Origin of the sequence: uncultured Peptoniphilus sp. (assembly GCF_946998875.1) — a bacterium.
Classification (GTDB): Bacteria; Bacillota; Clostridia; order Tissierellales; family Peptoniphilaceae; genus Peptoniphilus_A.
Genome location: NZ_CAMQAY010000030.1, coordinates 1 through 16,008 on the forward strand (window position 1 = coordinate 1; position 16,008 = coordinate 16,008).

Genomic DNA, 16,008 nt, shown 5'->3' on the forward strand with positions numbered 1-16,008 from the left:
AAGAGACGTGACATTATTAAATACGAATCAACAAAAATTGCAAAAGCTCTTGGTGGTGAAATTCACGAAAATGAAGATTTGCTTGAAGAATTAACTTACATTGTTGAATATCCATCTCCAATTAAGGGAAGCATTAAGGAAAAATACTTGACTCTTCCAAAGGAAGTTGTAACTACTACAATGATTGACCACTTGAGATTTACTCCAATTTATTCACAAGATGGAGGACTTCTACCATACTTTATTACAGTTAGAAATGGTACAAGAGATTACGAAGATATTGTAATTGCAGGCAACGAAAAAGTTCTTGGAGCAAGACTTGAAGATGCTAAGTTCTTCTACGAAGATGACATCTCAAAGCCACTTGAAGACTATGTAGAAAATCTAAAGGGAGTTTTATTTCACGACAAATTAGGCTCTATGCTTGAAAAAGAAAAGAGAGATGGCGTTGTTGCAAAGAAAATTGCCAAGTCACTTTCCTTTGCCGATGAAGCAATTGAAGCTCTTGATAGGGTAGCTCATCTTTCAAAGGCTGACTTAACTACAAAAATGGTAATTGAATTTACTGAACTTCAAGGTGTAATGGGAGAAATTTATGCTCTTAAATCTGGAGAAAAGGAAATTGTGGCAACAGCAATAAGGGAACAATATCTTCCAAAATTTGCAGGCGATGCTCTTCCAAAATCTAGTGTGGGTTCAATCTTCTCTCTTGCAGATAAAATTGACACAATAGTTGGACTTTTTGCCATTGGAGAAATTCCTACAGGTTCAACAGATCCCTTTGCACTAAGAAGATCTGCAATTGGAATAATAAATATTATAAGAAATACTGGCTGGAAATTTAATTTAAATGAAGTAATAGAAACAAGTTTATTTGAATACATTAACGATTTAGGCTTAACTTTTGACCATGAAGAAGTTATTGCAAATATCAGAGAATTTTTCTTTGGAAGAATTAAGACAATGCTTCAAGAAGAAGGCATCAGATATGACATTATTGATGCAGTTTTAATTGACGATAGTGAAATTTATAATATATTTGAAAAAGCAAAAGAATTAAATGAATGGTTTAAAGATGATAGGACAAACTTTGTTGATGCCTACAATAGAATTAACAACTTGACAAAGGACCTTGACTATACAGAAATAGATGAAGAACTTCTAAAAGAAGATGCAGAAAAAAATCTTTACAATAAATTTATAGAAAATGACAAGGAATTTAATGAAGGCCTTTCTTCTGAAAATTACAAGGATGCAATGGATGCACTAAATGACTTAGTTCCATCAATTGACGCTTTCTTTGACAGCGTAATGGTAATGGCAGAAGATGAAAATATTAGACACAATAGACTTGCACTTATAAATAGCATTGAGGAAAATATTCAAAAAATATTAAAAATCGAAAATATTGTAGAATAGGTCGGTGAGCAAATGAAATTTAGCGAAAGACAAACTGAAATTATTGAAATTGTAAGAGATGAAGGTCCCATTACAGGTGATGAAATTGCAGAAAAATTAGGTTTGTCAAGAGCGACTATTAGATCAGACCTTTCAGTTCTCACTATGATTAATATTTTGGGAGCTAGACCAAAGTTTGGATATTTTTATACAGGCAAATCTATTCTTTCACAGCTTTCCGATGACTTAAAGAAATTAAAACTTAGGGATTATATGTCCCTGCCCTTTTCTTGCGACCAAAAAACTTCTGTCTACGATGTAGTTGTAGGTCTCTTTATGGAAGATTTATCTTCTATGTTTATCACTGAAGGAGGCTATCTTGCAGGGATTGTATCAAGAAAAGATTTGATCAGATTTATGATTGGTGATGCCGACATAAAAAAGACTCCCATAAGTGTTATTATGACTAGAATGCCCAATGTTTTTTATGTGGACATTGACGACACTGTCTATAAGGCTGCAAATTTAATTGTAACAAAGGGAATAGATTCTCTTCCCGTTGTGGAAGTTAAAAATAATAAAGATCTCGAAGTAGTTGGCAGATTTACAAAGACAAATGTAACTAGACTTTTTGTAGATGTCTGTGACGGCGAGATTATCTAGGAGGAGAAATGAATAAAGACGATAAACAACTTACTATTTTTGTCATCTCCGATTCAATTGGAGAAACTGGTGAATTAATAGCAAAAAGTTCAGCTAGACAATTTGAGTCAGAAAACTATGAAATTATTAGATATCCTTATCACAACAGCATTGAACAAATTAAGCCAGTTCTCGAAAAAGCTTCAAAAATTCACAATAGTTTAATAGTTTACACAAATGTTGTAAAGGAAACTAGAGAATTTATTGAGAGAAAAACTCATGAGCTAAAACTTCACACAGTTGATGTCATGGGTGAACCTATGCGCCAAATTGAAGATATTTTAGGTTATGAACCTCTTAGAGAACCTGGACTAATAAGAAGACTTGATGAAAATTATTTCAAGAAAGTTGAATGTGTTGAGTTTGCAGTTAAATATGACGATGGAAAGGACCCTCGTGGTGCAAAGAAGGCTGACATATGTCTTGTTGGCATTTCAAGAACTTCTAAGACTCCACTTTCAATGTATCTTGCCAATAAATTATATAAAGTGGCAAATATTCCGCTAGTTCCTGAAGTTCCAGTACCTAAGGAAGTTTATGAAAAGGATGTTGATAGGGTAATTGGACTTATTGCCAATCCTGAAAAAATTATTTCTGTAAGAGAACAAAGACTTAAGTCTCTTGGACTTACTTCAGGTGCAAAATATGCCAACTATGACAGAATTAGAGAGGAATTAAATTATTCTAAGCAAGTTATGGAAGAGCTGGGATGTTTTGTAATAGATGTTTCTGACAAGGCAATTGAAGAAACTGCTGAAATTATAATTAATCATATGGAATCTAGGATGTGATGAAATGAATCTTCGAGTTGAGAGAGAAAAACTTGAACACGAAATGCTCTTTGATTTTGCGACATTTGCAGATTCAACTTTGGGAAGAAATGAAAGAGAAGAAAAATGTAATCTTAGAACTGAGTTTCAAAGAGATAGGGATAGAATTATTCACTCAAAAAGTTTTAGGAGATTAAAACACAAGACTCAGGTCTTTATTTCTCCTGAAGGCGACCATTTTAGGACAAGACTCACTCACACTCTTGAAGTCAGTCAAATTGGGAGGACCATAGCTAGGGCACTTAGGCTAAATGAAGATTTAGTTGAGGCAATTGCCCTTGGTCATGACTTAGGGCACACTCCCTTTGGTCATTCTGGTGAAGCCGTTTTAAATGAATTAAAAAAAGGCGGCTTTATTCATGGAGAGCAGTCTCTAAAGGTTGTAGATTTTTTAGAAAGATCTGACAAGAGAATTGGATTAAACCTAACAGAAGAAGTGCGTGATGGAATTTTAAATCATTCTGGCTCTGGCGAGGCAAAGACACTTGAAGGCAAAATAATAAAGTTTGCCGATAGAATTGCCTACATCAATCACGACATTGATGATGCTATAAGAGCTGGCATAATTTCTTCTGATTCACTTCCAAGGGAACTTACTAATATCCTTGGACACATATCCTCAGAAAGAATAAATACAATGATTATTGGCATAGTGGAAAAATCCTATGGCAAGCCTATTGTTGAAATGGAAAAAGAAATTTATGAGGCAACCATGGAGCTTAGACAGTATATGTTTAAAACAGTTTATATGGATTCTATTGTCAAAAGTGAAGAAGTTAAAATAAAGAGACTATTAACTGAGCTTTATAAATATTATATGGAAGATTTAAGTAGGATTCCTCGTAATCATTTGAGCCTTTATGAAGGAAGAGTTCACAGTGACGAAGATATTGTTTCAGATTACATTGCAGGAATGACGGACACCTATGCCATGAAACAAATTAAAAATATTTTTATACCGAAGGGATGGAGCATTTAATTGTATGTTATAAATGACAATGTTCTTGATGAAATAAGAGACAGAGCAGATATAGTAGATTTAATTGGCGAATATGTTGACTTAAAAAGGTCAGGTTCTAACTATATGGGACTCTGTCCTTTTCATTCTGAAAAAACTCCTTCCTTTTCTGTTTCTCCATCAAAGTCAATCTTCAAGTGTTTTGGCTGTGGAGTTGGCGGAGATGTCATTACCTTTATTATGAAAAGGGAAAACTTAAATTTTCCTGAAGCTGTAGAATTTTTGGCAGAAAAATATAATGTAAGGCTTTCTGAATATAAAGATGAAAATAAAGAAGCTAAAGATAAGAGAAATAGGCTTTACGAAATAAATAGAGAAGCGGCAATGCACTTTTTAAATAATTTTTCATCATCACAAAAGGCACAAAAGTACTTAAGGGACAGGGGTCTAAATGATAAGACAATAAGGGCCTATGGACTTGGCTATTCTAAAGATTCCTGGACAGACTTATACGACCACTTAATAAAATTAGGTTACAAGGAAGAGGAACTTTTAGAATTAAATTTAATTTCTAAAAGCAAAAATGGAAATTACATTGACAGATTTCGCGACAGGGTTATGTTTCCAATTATAAATAGAAATAATAAGGTAATTGCTTTTGGAGCAAGAGGATTTGGTGATGCTAAGCCAAAATATTTAAATTCAAGGGAAACGCCTATATTTCATAAGGGAAGCAACCTCTTTAATATGAATATAGTATCTAGAGAATCAAGCCGCGAGAGAATAATATTAGTTGAAGGCTACATGGATGTTATTTCTTTATACAATAGTGGTATAAATTATAGTGTAGCAAGCCTTGGTACTTCTCTTACTGAAGATCAAGCAGCAATTATAAAGAAGATGGCAAAAGACATATACATCTGTTATGACAGCGACAAGGCTGGTATTAACGCGACTTCAAGGGCAATAGATATATTTTTATCTAAATCTTGTAAGCCTAAAATCATTGAATTAGAAGGCGGACTAGACCCAGACGACTTTATAAAAAAATATGGAATGGAAGGCTTTGAAAATAAAATCAAGTCCGCTATTTCTTATATTGACTTTAAAATAAAAAAACTGAGGGAAAACTTTAATTTAGAAGATGCAGAGGGGCTTAGCAATTTTACTATTGAGTCTGCGAAAATTTTATCTAGCATTAAAAACCCCATTGAGAGAGATATTTTTGTAAAAGAATTTTCTAAAAAATATAATATTTCTTACAAGGCAATTGAAAATTATATAAATTATTTAAACAGAAATAAAATTAAAAGTGAGAAAAAAGAAAAGTTCAAGCTTAAGAAAAATACAAATGTTGTGAAAAGTACAAAAACTAAAGCACAAGAGGAATTATTATCATATTCTTTGCTTGACAATGATATTTACAATTATATCAAAAATAAAATTCAGGTTTTTTATTTTACTAATGCAATGACTAGGGCAAGCTTTGAAGAAATTCCTAAAATGTTTGAAGAAGAGATGGAAGTTTCTGAATTTTTAAATTTATTAGAGAAAAATAGGCTAATAGATTCTACTTTTAAAGAAAATATTTTAGGAATTATAAAAAATATTCATGTCGATGAAAAAATTGTAGATGAGTTAATTAAAACTGTAGAGAGAAATTATCTCCAAAAGGAAAAAGATAGAATCCTCGAAAACATTGATAAACTTCAAGGGGAAGAAGATAAAAATCTTTTACTCGACGCTTTAAAGGATCTTAAAGAGATTAATTTAAAGCTAAGTGAGTTGAAAGAGGAGGGCAATTATGAGTGAAAATTTAAAAAATAAGGATTCAATTGAATCAATAACAGAGCAGCTTTTAAAAGATGGCAAAAAAGATGGGAATCTTAGCTATGACGAAATAGGCGATGCCTTTGAAAAGTTTCAAATTGATTCAGACGATATAGATGAATTATACAAAACCTTCGAGAAGGAAGGTATCAATTTAGTCGACAAAAAAGATTTAAAAGATGACGATGAAGATGAAGTTGATGTTACTAAAGAAGATTTGTCAGTGCCAAAGGGCGTAACTGTAGATGATCCTGTCAGGATGTACTTAAAGGAAATTGGAAAAATTTCTCTACTTACTGCTGATGAAGAAGTTGAAATTGCAAAGAGAATGGAAGCAGGAGATGAGTTTGCAAAAAAGGAACTTGCTGAAGCAAATTTAAGGCTTGTAGTTTCCATTGCAAAGAGATATGTTGGAAGAGGCATGAGCTTTTTGGATTTAATTCAAGAGGGAAATCTTGGCCTTATGAAAGCTGTTGACAAATTTGATTACACTAAAGGCTTTAAATTTTCTACTTACGCAACTTGGTGGATTAGACAGGCAATAACAAGGGCAATTGCAGACCAAGCTAGGACTATAAGAATTCCTGTGCACATGGTTGAAACTATTAATAAACTTGTTAGAGTTCAAAGACAACTTGTTCAAGACCTTGGACGAGATCCACTTCCAGAAGAAATTGCTGCTGAAATGAATTTAGATGTAGAAAGAGTTCGCGAAATTCAAAAAATTGCACAAGAACCAGTGTCTCTTGAAACGCCAATTGGTGAAGAAGAAGATTCGCATCTTGGAGATTTTATACCTGACGATGAAATCCTATCTCCACAAGATGCAGCTACTTTTACACTTCTAAAGGAACAACTTAACTCTGTACTTGAAACTTTAACTGAGAGAGAAAAAAAAGTTTTAACTTTAAGGTTTGGACTTGATGATGGAAGGGCAAGAACTCTTGAAGAAGTTGGAAAAGAATTTGATGTAACTCGTGAAAGAATTAGACAAATTGAGGCCAAGGCGCTAAGAAAATTGCGTCATCCATCTAGGTCAAAGAAATTAAAGGATTATTTAGAATGATAAAATTATCGAATAGGCTAAAAAAAATTGCAGAACTTGTAGATTTTGGCGCAACGGTAATTGATGTGGGCACAGATCACGGATATGTGCCCAATTTTTTATGCGAAAAAAAAATCTCAAGGGACATTATTGCAACGGATATCTCAAAAAATTCTCTGGAGAAGTCAATTGATCTAACAAGAGAAATGGGAAATGAAAAATACATTAGAAATATTCTTGCCAATGGAATTGTAAGAGAAAATCGTGACAACATAATCATTGCAGGTCTTGGTGGCATTCAAATTGCAGAAATTATTTTTAATTCAATTGAAATTTCTAGGTCTGCAAAAAAATTAATTTTGCAGCCTATGCAAAAGACAAATATTTTGCGCAGAGAATTAAACAATATGGGCTTTGAAATAATTGATGAAGAGATAATTTTTGAAGATGACAGGTACTTTGAAATTATCCTTGCAAGATATTCTGGCAAAATAAAAAATTTAGAGGAAGTAGATTTTTATTTTTCAAAAAGTTTAATCGAGAAAAAGGACAAAGTTTACTTAGATTTTTTGAGGGAAAGGCAAAGAGAACTTGAAAAAATTTTAAGTAATATTAATAATGACAATGACAGAACTATAAAGAGAAGTGGTGAACTTAAAAGTTTATTAATAAGAACCAAGGAGGCAATAGATGAAATATCAAATAAGTGAAATTAAAAATTACATGGAAAATTGGGCGAGAGAAGACTTCCAACTTAGCTGGGACAACTCTGGCAGCCAAATTGAATTTAAGGGCGAAACAGATTCTGTTGTTCTAGGCTTAGATGTCACTGATAAATTAATTGATAAGGCAATAGAAATGAATTCAAAGCTAATTATAAGTCATCACCCCATGTTTTTTGGCGGAGAGAAAAGCATAATTGAGGGAACTTATAAGGGCGACAATATTATTGCTTTAATAAAAAATAATATTTCAGTTTTTTCCTATCACACTTCCCTGGATATTGCTGCTGATGGAGTAAATGACAGCCTCTTTGAAAAATTAAATTTAAAAAATAAAAAAACTTTTACTTTTGAAGAAGAAAAAGCCATGGGTTTAATTGGTGAACTTGAAAAAAATTATTCTCTGGAAGAACTTTTAAATTATTTAGAAGAAAAATTAGAAGTAAAAAAAATCAAAGTTTATGGAAGAGATAAGAGAGAGATAAAAAAACTTGCAATCCTTGGAGGTTCTGGAGCTGGCTTTATTTCTGATGCCCAAAAGGCTGGAGTGGACGCCTATATTACAGGAGATGTAAAATACCATGATGGACAAAGAACCTATGAAGAGGACCTTATTTTAATAGATGTAGGACATTTTTATTCAGAAAAAATTATTCTTCCAAAAATAAAAAAAAGACTAAGTGAAAAGTTTAGTGATTTAAATTTTTATATTGAAGAAGATAATAGCTTTGAGCTTGATATTTAAAGCTTTAAGTGTTAAACTATTTAAGTAAGTAAATTGGTCAACTGCACATATGTGAGGAAAGTCCGCGCTCCACAGAGCAGGGATGCTGGCTAACGGCCAGTGGGGGCGACCCCAAGGCAAGTGCAACAGAAATATACCGCCCTAGGGTAAGGTTGGAAAGGCGAGGTAAGAGCTCACCAGATCATTAGTGATAATGATGCTATGTAAACCCCATTCGGAGCAAGACCAAATAGGAATAACAGATGCTGCTCGCATCTGCCGGTAGGTAGGTTGCTAGAGATTATAGGTAACTGTAATCCAAGATTGATAGTTGACAAAACAGAACGCGGCTTATAGATTTGCTTACTACATAATTTAAACTCTTTTGACAAAAGTTACAAAATAGTTAAAAATAATTTAACTTTTTTGTAACTTTTTGTTGTTTTTTTGTAACAACTTTGCTATACTTAAATAGCAATAAAAAATGTACGCATATAATTATTTTTAGAAATATAAAATTCAGAGTATAGGAGTTGTTAGTATTGGTTTCCTTTAAGAATAAATTGCCACTTGGTCTATTTGCACTATGCGCAGTTTCAATAGTAGGCATGAAAGATACGGGAGTATTTATTAACGAACATGTACAAAGGACATATAGTGGAAATGAAATTGAATTTTCAATTGGTGAAAAAGTAGAAATCCTTGGAAATAAGGGCAGTGAATATTATGTCCAAAAGGGCAAGGCAAAAGTCACTATTCCACAAGAAAAAATTTTACTTACAGAAGTCAATGTTCCTACATATCAAATTGTGAAAGCAAGCCCAATTTTAGATGATAATGGCAAAATTATTAGAAGCTTGTTTATCGATGAATATGCAGTGGGCATTTCAGTAGACACTACTACAGCTAAAATTAAGTGCAACGACGGAACTATAGGCAATGTTAGTAGAACTGCACTTAAAAAAGTTTCTGATAAGAGAAACAATGTAACAGAAGTTAAAGTTAAGAACAATACTGTTGCCAGAAGTGACAGTGGAAAAAAATTAAATTTAAATAGAAATCAAGTTGTAAATGTAGTTGATTTTGACAATGGTCTTTTTGTCATTGAAAATAAAGGAACTTCTTACAATGTTGATGGCAAAGATTTAGATATTCTTTCTGGATTAAAGGTAGAAAAACCTGTAGCAGTAAAAGTTGATGAAAAAGCTGCTTTCTCTGCTGATGAAAAAGAAATTCAAGAAGTAATAAAATATAAAGATGTAAAAGAATTCAAAAAAGTTGCAGCACCTGATTCCTCAACAGCTGCCAAAGTAATATCTTCTGCAGAAAATAAACTTGGATCTACCTATGTATATGGAGATACTGGTAAAGAAGGATATGATTGTTCAGGTCTTGTTTATTCAATTTATTGCAATGAACTAGGAATTTCACTTCCAAGATCTTCAGCATCACAATCAACTTTTGGAAAACAAGTTTCAAAATCTGATTTACAAGAAGGAGATTTAGTATTCTTTAACACAACAGGTAATGGAGTTAGTCATGTTGGAATCTATGTTGGAGATGGAAAATTTATCCACGCTTCATCTGGACAAGGAAAAGTTATGACTTCATCTCTTTCAGAAGGATATTACCAAGATAGATTTGTTAACGCAACACGCGTGCTATAAATAATTTTTCATTAAGAGCCTTAGGGCTCTTTTTTCTTGTTAAATAAATTTTTATATTATAAATATTTTTAAGCAAATATAAATTTATAATACTTTTCTTTATCTAAAATGGTAAAATGATAGAAGAAGTAATAATTCAAATCGATAAAATTTTAAGGAGGAGAAATGAAAAAAAATAGTTTTTTTAATTCCTTAGTTTTTAAACTAATCTTAGGAATTATAATTGGTATTTCTGTAGGAAGAATTTCCAATGAACCAGCAATCATTGTAATCAACACTATTAAAAGAGTTATGGGAGACTTAATTGGATATATAGTTCCCCTAATAATCTTGGGATTTATCACTCCTGCCATAGTTTCTTTAAAGGAAAGTGCAGGTAAAATTTTAAGTGTAACTCTTGTCATTTGCTACATATCATCTGTTGGAGCAGCTACAATGTCTTTCTTGGCAGGAAGAGCTATTATACCAAAGCTTAACATTGCATCAAATGTTGGTGCAGGAAATGTAATACCTGATTCAATTTTTAAATTATCCATTGACCCAATTATGCCAGTTATGACAGCTCTTGTAACTTCAATTTTATTTGGAATAGCAGTAATAGTTACTAAATCAGAACACTGGGAAAATTTGCTCTTAGAACTTAATAAAATAATTTTATCCATTGTAAATAATTTTGTAATTAAAATTCTTCCAGTTTACATTGCAGCTACATTTGCAGTTTTATCCTATGAAGGAGCTATTATTTCTGAATTGCCAGTTTTCATAAAGATAATTTTAATAGTAATAGTTGGACATTTTATTTGGATGACTCTCATGTATTCAATAGCAGGAGCTATTTCAAAGACAAATCCAAAGGAAGTCTTCAAACATTATTTGCCAGCTTATTTAACAGCTGTAGGAACTATGTCATCTGCAGCAACTCTACCAGTTGCATTAGAATGTGCTAGAAAATCTGAGACTCTTGATCCAAAGATCAGAGACTTTGCAATTCCACTTTGCTCAAACACTCACTTATGTGGTTCAGTTTTGACAGAAGTTTTCTTTGTAATGACAGTTTCACAAATTTTAAATGGAAAGCTACCAGAAACTTCCAACATGATTGTCTTTATAGTTTTACTTGGAATTTTTGCAATAGCTGCACCAGGAGTGCCTGGTGGAACTGTAGTGGCATCTCTTGGACTTATCACATCAATTTTAGGATTTAACGACACAGGAACTGCACTTATGCTTTCAATTTTTGCTTTGCAAGATAGTTTTGGAACTGCTTGTAACGTAACATCAGATGGCGCAATTGCCCTAATGGTTACTGGAATATTTAAAAAAGTTCCAGGAAGGGGAAATAATAAAAAGCTAAAGGAAGCTTAATATTTTATAAAATATTTGACCAAGGATTCGTCCTTGGTTTTTTTATTTGTGAATTTTTCTTCTAATTTAATTTAAAATATTTTATTAATTTATTTTAAAATTTTTGCTTCCAATTAGAATTTTTATAATTATTTTGAGCTTCAAGATAATAATTAAGTTTTCTAAGACTTTACTTTAGAAATTATTTAATCAACTTTTGAAATTATATATATTAAGATAATAAATTTATTTAAAAAATTCTTATAATAATATATAAAAAATTTTAAAATTATTTATTAAAATTAAATTAAATGATAATAAATTTCAAAATTGGAGGAAATAAAATGAGTAAAGTAAATGTAATTTATTGGTCAGGCACTGGCAATACAGAAAAAATGGCAGAGGCAATAGTTAAGGGTGCTGAAGGAGCAGGCGCTGAAGTAAAACTAATCCAAGTTGCTTCTGCTACCGAAGATGATGTAAAAGATGTAGATAGAATTGCTTTTGGATGCCCTGCCATGGGTTCAGAAGAGCTTGAAGAAACTGAAATGAGACCTTTTATGGATAAGGTTAATCCACTTCTTTCTGGGAAAAATGTTGTCCTATTTGGCTCTTATGAATGGGCTGATGGCGAGTGGATGAAACTTTGGCAAGAAGAAGTTGAAGGCACAGGTGCAAAATTAGTTGATGATGGCTTTGCTGCCTATGATAATCCTGACGAAGATGCTCTAGAAGAGTGTGAAGCTCTTGGAAAGGAACTTGCAAGGTCCTAATTATGATTAAAAATTCTATTTTCATTGAATTTTTTGCTCAAATAAGAAATTTTAAAGATTTTGAATATCTTCACGCTCTAATTAAGTCCACTCTTGCACCAACTTATAAGGATTTAAAATTGGGTACAATGATGAATTTGAGAAATGGAAATAGACCCTTAAAGGACTTATGGTTAAAAAATAAAACTTTAATTGGAGATGCACTAGGTCTTGATTTTTTTGAGTTAAAGGAAGGAGAAGATTTCATCTTAGTTTATTTTTTCAAAAAAGATAAACTGATGAAAAAATTATCCAACAAAAAAATTTCAGAATTTTTAGATCTCATGGGTTATGAAAATTGTAGTCTAGTAGATGACTATCTCAGCCTTTTAAAAAGTAGATTTAGTGATAGCTGCCCCGATGAGATAGGAGTTTTTTTGGGCTATCCTTTAAAGGATGTAATTGATTTTAAGGATAGGGACAAAAAAATTTGCAAGTGCACTGGTTATTGGAAGTGCTTCAACGATGAAGAAAGTTCCAGAAAGGCTTTTGAAAAATTTGACCAAGTAAAAATTGTGGAAATGAAAAGTATTTTAGAAGGAATTTAAGACTGCTTAGGCAGTCTTTTTTTTTAGTTAAAAATGAAAAATTTATGATTCTATACTATAAAAATTTATAGATTATTTAGAAATTTTATTATAAAATATGAAGAACAAATAATTTATGCTAATGCGTTAAAGAAAAATATACTTATTGTTTACGCAATATATATTTTAAAATAAAATTTTAAGATTATTATAGAGGTGCTATGAAAAGATTAATTTTTAAGTTTTTAGGAAAAGAACATATTGACGATATATATGAGCTTACATCAAAAGTTTACGAAGGAATTGAGAATAAGGAAATTTTTTCTCACGACTCAAAGAGGGATTTGGAACACTTAATTGACAATGGTGGAGCCTTTGTAGGCGTCTATGATGGGGACAGGCTCGTTGCTTATAGGAGTTTAAAAGTCCCTGACAGAGAAGATAATTTGGCTTATGATGTGGACTTTTTTGTTGATCCTAAAAAGGTTATTATTAACGACACTGTTGTTGTCTTAAGGGAATATAGGGGAAGAAATTTACAAAATTTAACTAGAGAAAAGTTGGAAGAAAAGTTTAAAGATTCTGAATTTACCCATAAGATGTCAACAATCTCTCCTAAGAATCACAGGTCTTACAAAAATACTTTGGACTCGGGCTATATGCTAGTGGCATTAAAAAAGAAATATCCCGATGAACTATCTGAAGAGGGCTATGATAGATTTATTTTATTAAAATCGGAAGATATTAATTTTGATTTTACTGGAGAGGAAATTACAATTCATTCAAGTGAAACTGATAAGTTAAAGGAGGCTTTTGACTCAAACTATGTAGGTGTAGCTGTAGATGATGAGGGAAATATTTTGTTTAGAGAGGCAAAGATTGTTTAATTTTTATTTTAGCAGGTAATATTAATAAATTTATAAATTGTTAATAAAAGAAGAACTTAGGGTATAATAAGATTATAAGGATAGAGTATAAACATAAAATAATATATTTTAAATATAAGAGGAGGAATTAATTTGGATAAAGGATACAATTTTTTTGAAGATTATATGAATTCACAACAAAAGATGATGAATATGTGGCAAGACTATGCAAAGTCTTTTGGCGGAAGTAACTTCAATCCTTTTAGTGAAGAATATCTTTCAAGTTTTAATCAAATTTTTGGTGACTTAGGTAGTGCAGATTTCTTTAATTACAGAGGCACGCCAACTGAACTTGCGCAAAAAATAAAGGATACTTCTAAACTTTATTATAGCATTTATGAACTTTATAAAAATATTTATGACAAGAACATTGAGCCAACTAAGGAAAATATAGAAAGAATAATGAAACAATATAAGGAAGGCTCACTTCAATACATCAACAATTATCTTTTCCCATATATTCCTGTTGACCTCCAAAATCTAGTTAAACAATGCATAGGTGCTTGTGAAAGCTACAGAGATACGCTTATGACAGTCTATGGTCCTTGGATGGATACTTCTTCAGACTTAATGGATTCTGTAATGAAGGGAGCTTTTGCTGACCCTAAGGCTTTTCTTGAATTTTTCAAACTTTGGAAGAAAAATTATGGGGAAACTTTTGGTAAGATGTTAAACTCTCCACAATTTGGTATTGACAGAAATGCCTATGAAAAAAACATGAAGACAATAGATAAGTTAATTACATTTATGGGCAATTATCTAGAACTTACTATGATGCTTTCAAATTTAGTTAATGAATCTACAGAAAATGTTGTAAAAGAAAGCTTTGAAATGATTAAGAAGGGCGAAGCTCCTAAGACTTTTGAAGAATTTTACAATTATTGGAGAAAGAAAACTTCTAATGAGTTTGATAAATTGTTCTATTCTGATGAATTTTCTAAATTCTTAGGAAACTTTGTAGATTCTCTAATGCTTTTAAAGATTGACTTAGACCAAGTCATAGAAGAATCACTTAAGTGGTACCCAATACCAACAAATTCTGATATGGATTCACTTTACAAAACTGTTTACGAACTTAAAAAAGAAGTTAGAACTCTTAGAAAACATATTAGAGACAAAGAATTCGAAGAAGAAAAAAAGGACAATAAATAATAGGAGGTTATTGATTTGAAAAATGTTTTTGGAATAGATTATGTTAAGTCAATGTCAGATATGGTCGACTCATATGAAAAACTAATCAAGGGTGTAGATACTCTTATGAATGTTGACTACAGTGGCTTTGACGCAACTCCTAAGGAGCTAATTTTTCAAGAAGACAAGATGAAGCTCTACCACTATGAGCCAAAGGTAAAGGATCCAAATAAAATTCCGACCCTAATTGTTTATGCTCTTGTTAACAAACAATATATGATGGATTTGCAAGAAGACAGGTCTCTTATTAAAAACCTATTGGAAGGTGGACAAGATATTTATATCATCGACTGGGGCTATCCAACTATGGATGATAAATACATTGGACTTGAAGACTATATTAACGGCTATATGGACGACTGTGTTGACATAGTTAGAAGAAGACACAATATCGAAAAAGTTAATATTATTGGAATTTGTCAAGGCGGAACTTTTTCCTTTATTTACACTGCAACTCATGGAGAAAAAATTAATGCACTTGTTTCACTAGTAACTCCTATTGATTTTTCTACAGATGATGGACTTCTATTTAAATGGGGACCATATCTAAATCCAGAAAATATGGTAAAGGCCTTTGGAAATGTGCCAGGAGAATTTATGAATGCAGGTTTTGTATTTTTAAAGCCAATTGATTTAATGATGGACAAGTATGTTGGTGTAATTGATTCTCTTGACGATCCAAATAAACTTGCAAACTTCCTTCGTATGGAACACTGGATTTTCGATTCACCTGATCAAGTTGGACGAGCTTATCAAGAGTTTCAAGAAGAAATGTATCACAAAAATAATTTAATCAAGGGAGAATTTTATCTCGATGGCGAAAGAGTGGACCTTAAGAATGTAAAATGTCCAGTGCTTGCAATTTTAGGCACAAAGGATAACCAAGTTCCACCAAATGCAACTAGACCAATACCTAAGGCTGTTGGCTCAAAGGATGTTGAACTTGTTGAAGTTGAAACAGGTCACATTGGACTCTTTGTATCTGGCAGAAGCCAAAGGGAAGTTGCACCAAAGATAAATGAATTTTTGACAAGTAGATCTAAATAAAAAATTAACCGAGCTTTGATGCTCGGTTTTTTACTATATTTTAAATTGTGAGACTCCTTAATGGGAGTCTTTCTTTTTCTATATATGTAAAACATTATGGGACTTCTTATAAAAAACTTTTTTATGTGACATGGGGAGAAAATAAAAACTTAAAACTTAAAATATTAAATCAAGGATAAAAAAACAATAAAAAAAAAGAGTACCAAACTTGGTACTCTTATGGTGCCCAGAGCCGGAATCGAACCAGCGACACGAGGATTTTCAGTCCTCTGCTCTACCGACTGA

At 32.0% G+C, this 16,008-nt stretch carries 15 protein-coding genes and 1 other RNA gene; all 16 read left to right on the forward strand.

Translation table 11 applies throughout. The features are described 5' to 3' along the window. On the forward strand, nucleotides 1–1,419 hold a 1,419-nt coding region (gene glyS / locus Q0U74_RS06950), incomplete at its 5' end, for a glycine--tRNA ligase subunit beta (RefSeq protein ID WP_297393612.1). A gap of 12 nt (nucleotides 1,420–1,431) precedes the next feature. After that, entirely contained in the window at nucleotides 1,432–2,061 is a 630-nt protein-coding gene (locus tag Q0U74_RS06955) for a helix-turn-helix transcriptional regulator (protein WP_297393614.1), read from the forward strand. Between the two features lie 8 nt (nucleotides 2,062–2,069). Continuing rightward, entirely contained in the window at nucleotides 2,070–2,891 is an 822-nt protein-coding gene (locus Q0U74_RS06960) for a pyruvate, water dikinase regulatory protein (protein WP_297393616.1), read from the forward strand. Between the two features lie 4 nt (nucleotides 2,892–2,895). Continuing rightward, a complete protein-coding gene (locus Q0U74_RS06965) occupies nucleotides 2,896–3,909 on the forward strand; it encodes a deoxyguanosinetriphosphate triphosphohydrolase (protein ID WP_297393618.1) in 1,014 nt (337 codons plus the stop codon). Next, a complete protein-coding gene (gene dnaG / locus Q0U74_RS06970) occupies nucleotides 3,910–5,700 on the forward strand; it encodes a DNA primase (RefSeq protein WP_297393620.1) in 1,791 nt (596 codons plus the stop codon). Next, entirely contained in the window at nucleotides 5,693–6,784 is a 1,092-nt protein-coding gene (gene rpoD / locus Q0U74_RS06975) for an RNA polymerase sigma factor RpoD (protein ID WP_297393622.1), read from the forward strand. The genes dnaG and rpoD overlap by 8 nt, the downstream gene beginning before the upstream one ends. After that, nucleotides 6,781–7,473, forward strand: a complete 693-nt coding sequence (locus Q0U74_RS06980) for a class I SAM-dependent methyltransferase (protein ID WP_297393624.1) — start codon at nucleotides 6,781–6,783, stop codon at nucleotides 7,471–7,473. The genes rpoD and Q0U74_RS06980 overlap by 4 nt, the downstream gene beginning before the upstream one ends. After that, nucleotides 7,454–8,230: a Nif3-like dinuclear metal center hexameric protein gene (locus Q0U74_RS06985; RefSeq protein WP_297393626.1), complete on the forward strand. Its 777-nt coding sequence runs from the start codon at nucleotides 7,454–7,456 to the stop codon at nucleotides 8,228–8,230. The genes Q0U74_RS06980 and Q0U74_RS06985 overlap by 20 nt, the downstream gene beginning before the upstream one ends. 25 nt (nucleotides 8,231–8,255) lie before the next feature. Next, an RNA gene (gene rnpB, locus Q0U74_RS06990) (RNase P RNA component class A) lies at nucleotides 8,256–8,579 on the forward strand. 172 nt (nucleotides 8,580–8,751) lie between these two features. Then, a complete protein-coding gene (locus tag Q0U74_RS06995; RefSeq protein ID WP_297393628.1) occupies nucleotides 8,752–9,876 on the forward strand; it encodes a C40 family peptidase in 1,125 nt (374 codons plus the stop codon). Between the two features lie 165 nt (nucleotides 9,877–10,041). Next, on the forward strand, nucleotides 10,042–11,241 hold the full coding sequence (locus Q0U74_RS07000; RefSeq protein WP_297393629.1) for a dicarboxylate/amino acid:cation symporter: 1,200 nt from the start codon (nucleotides 10,042–10,044) through the stop codon (nucleotides 11,239–11,241). Between the two features lie 323 nt (nucleotides 11,242–11,564). Next, on the forward strand, nucleotides 11,565–11,993 hold the full coding sequence (locus tag Q0U74_RS07005; RefSeq protein WP_297393631.1) for a flavodoxin: 429 nt from the start codon (nucleotides 11,565–11,567) through the stop codon (nucleotides 11,991–11,993). A 2-nt stretch (nucleotides 11,994–11,995) separates the two neighbouring features. Next, entirely contained in the window at nucleotides 11,996–12,580 is a 585-nt protein-coding gene (locus tag Q0U74_RS07010) for a DUF3793 family protein (RefSeq protein ID WP_297393633.1), read from the forward strand. A gap of 200 nt (nucleotides 12,581–12,780) precedes the next feature. After that, the gene (locus Q0U74_RS07015; protein WP_297393635.1) at nucleotides 12,781–13,446 is read left to right on the forward strand and encodes a GNAT family N-acetyltransferase; all 666 of its coding nucleotides are present in this window, start codon (nucleotides 12,781–12,783) and stop codon (nucleotides 13,444–13,446) included. 132 nt (nucleotides 13,447–13,578) lie between these two features. Then, a complete protein-coding gene (locus tag Q0U74_RS07020; RefSeq protein WP_297393637.1) occupies nucleotides 13,579–14,637 on the forward strand; it encodes a poly(R)-hydroxyalkanoic acid synthase subunit PhaE in 1,059 nt (352 codons plus the stop codon). Between the two features lie 15 nt (nucleotides 14,638–14,652). Beyond that, nucleotides 14,653–15,723 (forward strand): class III poly(R)-hydroxyalkanoic acid synthase subunit PhaC, encoded by a 1,071-nt coding sequence (gene phaC / locus Q0U74_RS07025; protein ID WP_297393639.1) that lies wholly within the window; start codon nucleotides 14,653–14,655, stop codon nucleotides 15,721–15,723. Nucleotides 15,724–16,008: the final 285 nt, after the last annotated feature.

Excerpts from the sequence above, each read along its gene's own strand:
- Q0U74_RS07000 (WP_297393629.1), top strand. The coding sequence starts at position 10,042 with ATGAAAAAAAATAGTTTTTTTAATTCCTTAGTTTTTAAACTAATCTTA.
- Q0U74_RS07010 (WP_297393633.1), top strand. The coding sequence starts at position 11,996 with ATGATTAAAAATTCTATTTTCATTGAATTTTTTGCTCAAATAAGAAAT.
- Q0U74_RS06965 (WP_297393618.1), top strand. The coding sequence starts at position 2,896 with ATGAATCTTCGAGTTGAGAGAGAAAAACTTGAACACGAAATGCTCTTT.
- Q0U74_RS07005 (WP_297393631.1), top strand. The coding sequence starts at position 11,565 with ATGAGTAAAGTAAATGTAATTTATTGGTCAGGCACTGGCAATACAGAA.
- Q0U74_RS06980 (WP_297393624.1), top strand. The coding sequence starts at position 6,781 with ATGATAAAATTATCGAATAGGCTAAAAAAAATTGCAGAACTTGTAGAT.
- Q0U74_RS07015 (WP_297393635.1), top strand. The coding sequence starts at position 12,781 with ATGAAAAGATTAATTTTTAAGTTTTTAGGAAAAGAACATATTGACGAT.
- rpoD (WP_297393622.1), top strand. The coding sequence starts at position 5,693 with ATGAGTGAAAATTTAAAAAATAAGGATTCAATTGAATCAATAACAGAG.
- Q0U74_RS06955 (WP_297393614.1), top strand. The coding sequence starts at position 1,432 with ATGAAATTTAGCGAAAGACAAACTGAAATTATTGAAATTGTAAGAGAT.
- Q0U74_RS06985 (WP_297393626.1), top strand. The coding sequence starts at position 7,454 with ATGAAATATCAAATAAGTGAAATTAAAAATTACATGGAAAATTGGGCG.
- Q0U74_RS06960 (WP_297393616.1), top strand. The coding sequence starts at position 2,070 with ATGAATAAAGACGATAAACAACTTACTATTTTTGTCATCTCCGATTCA.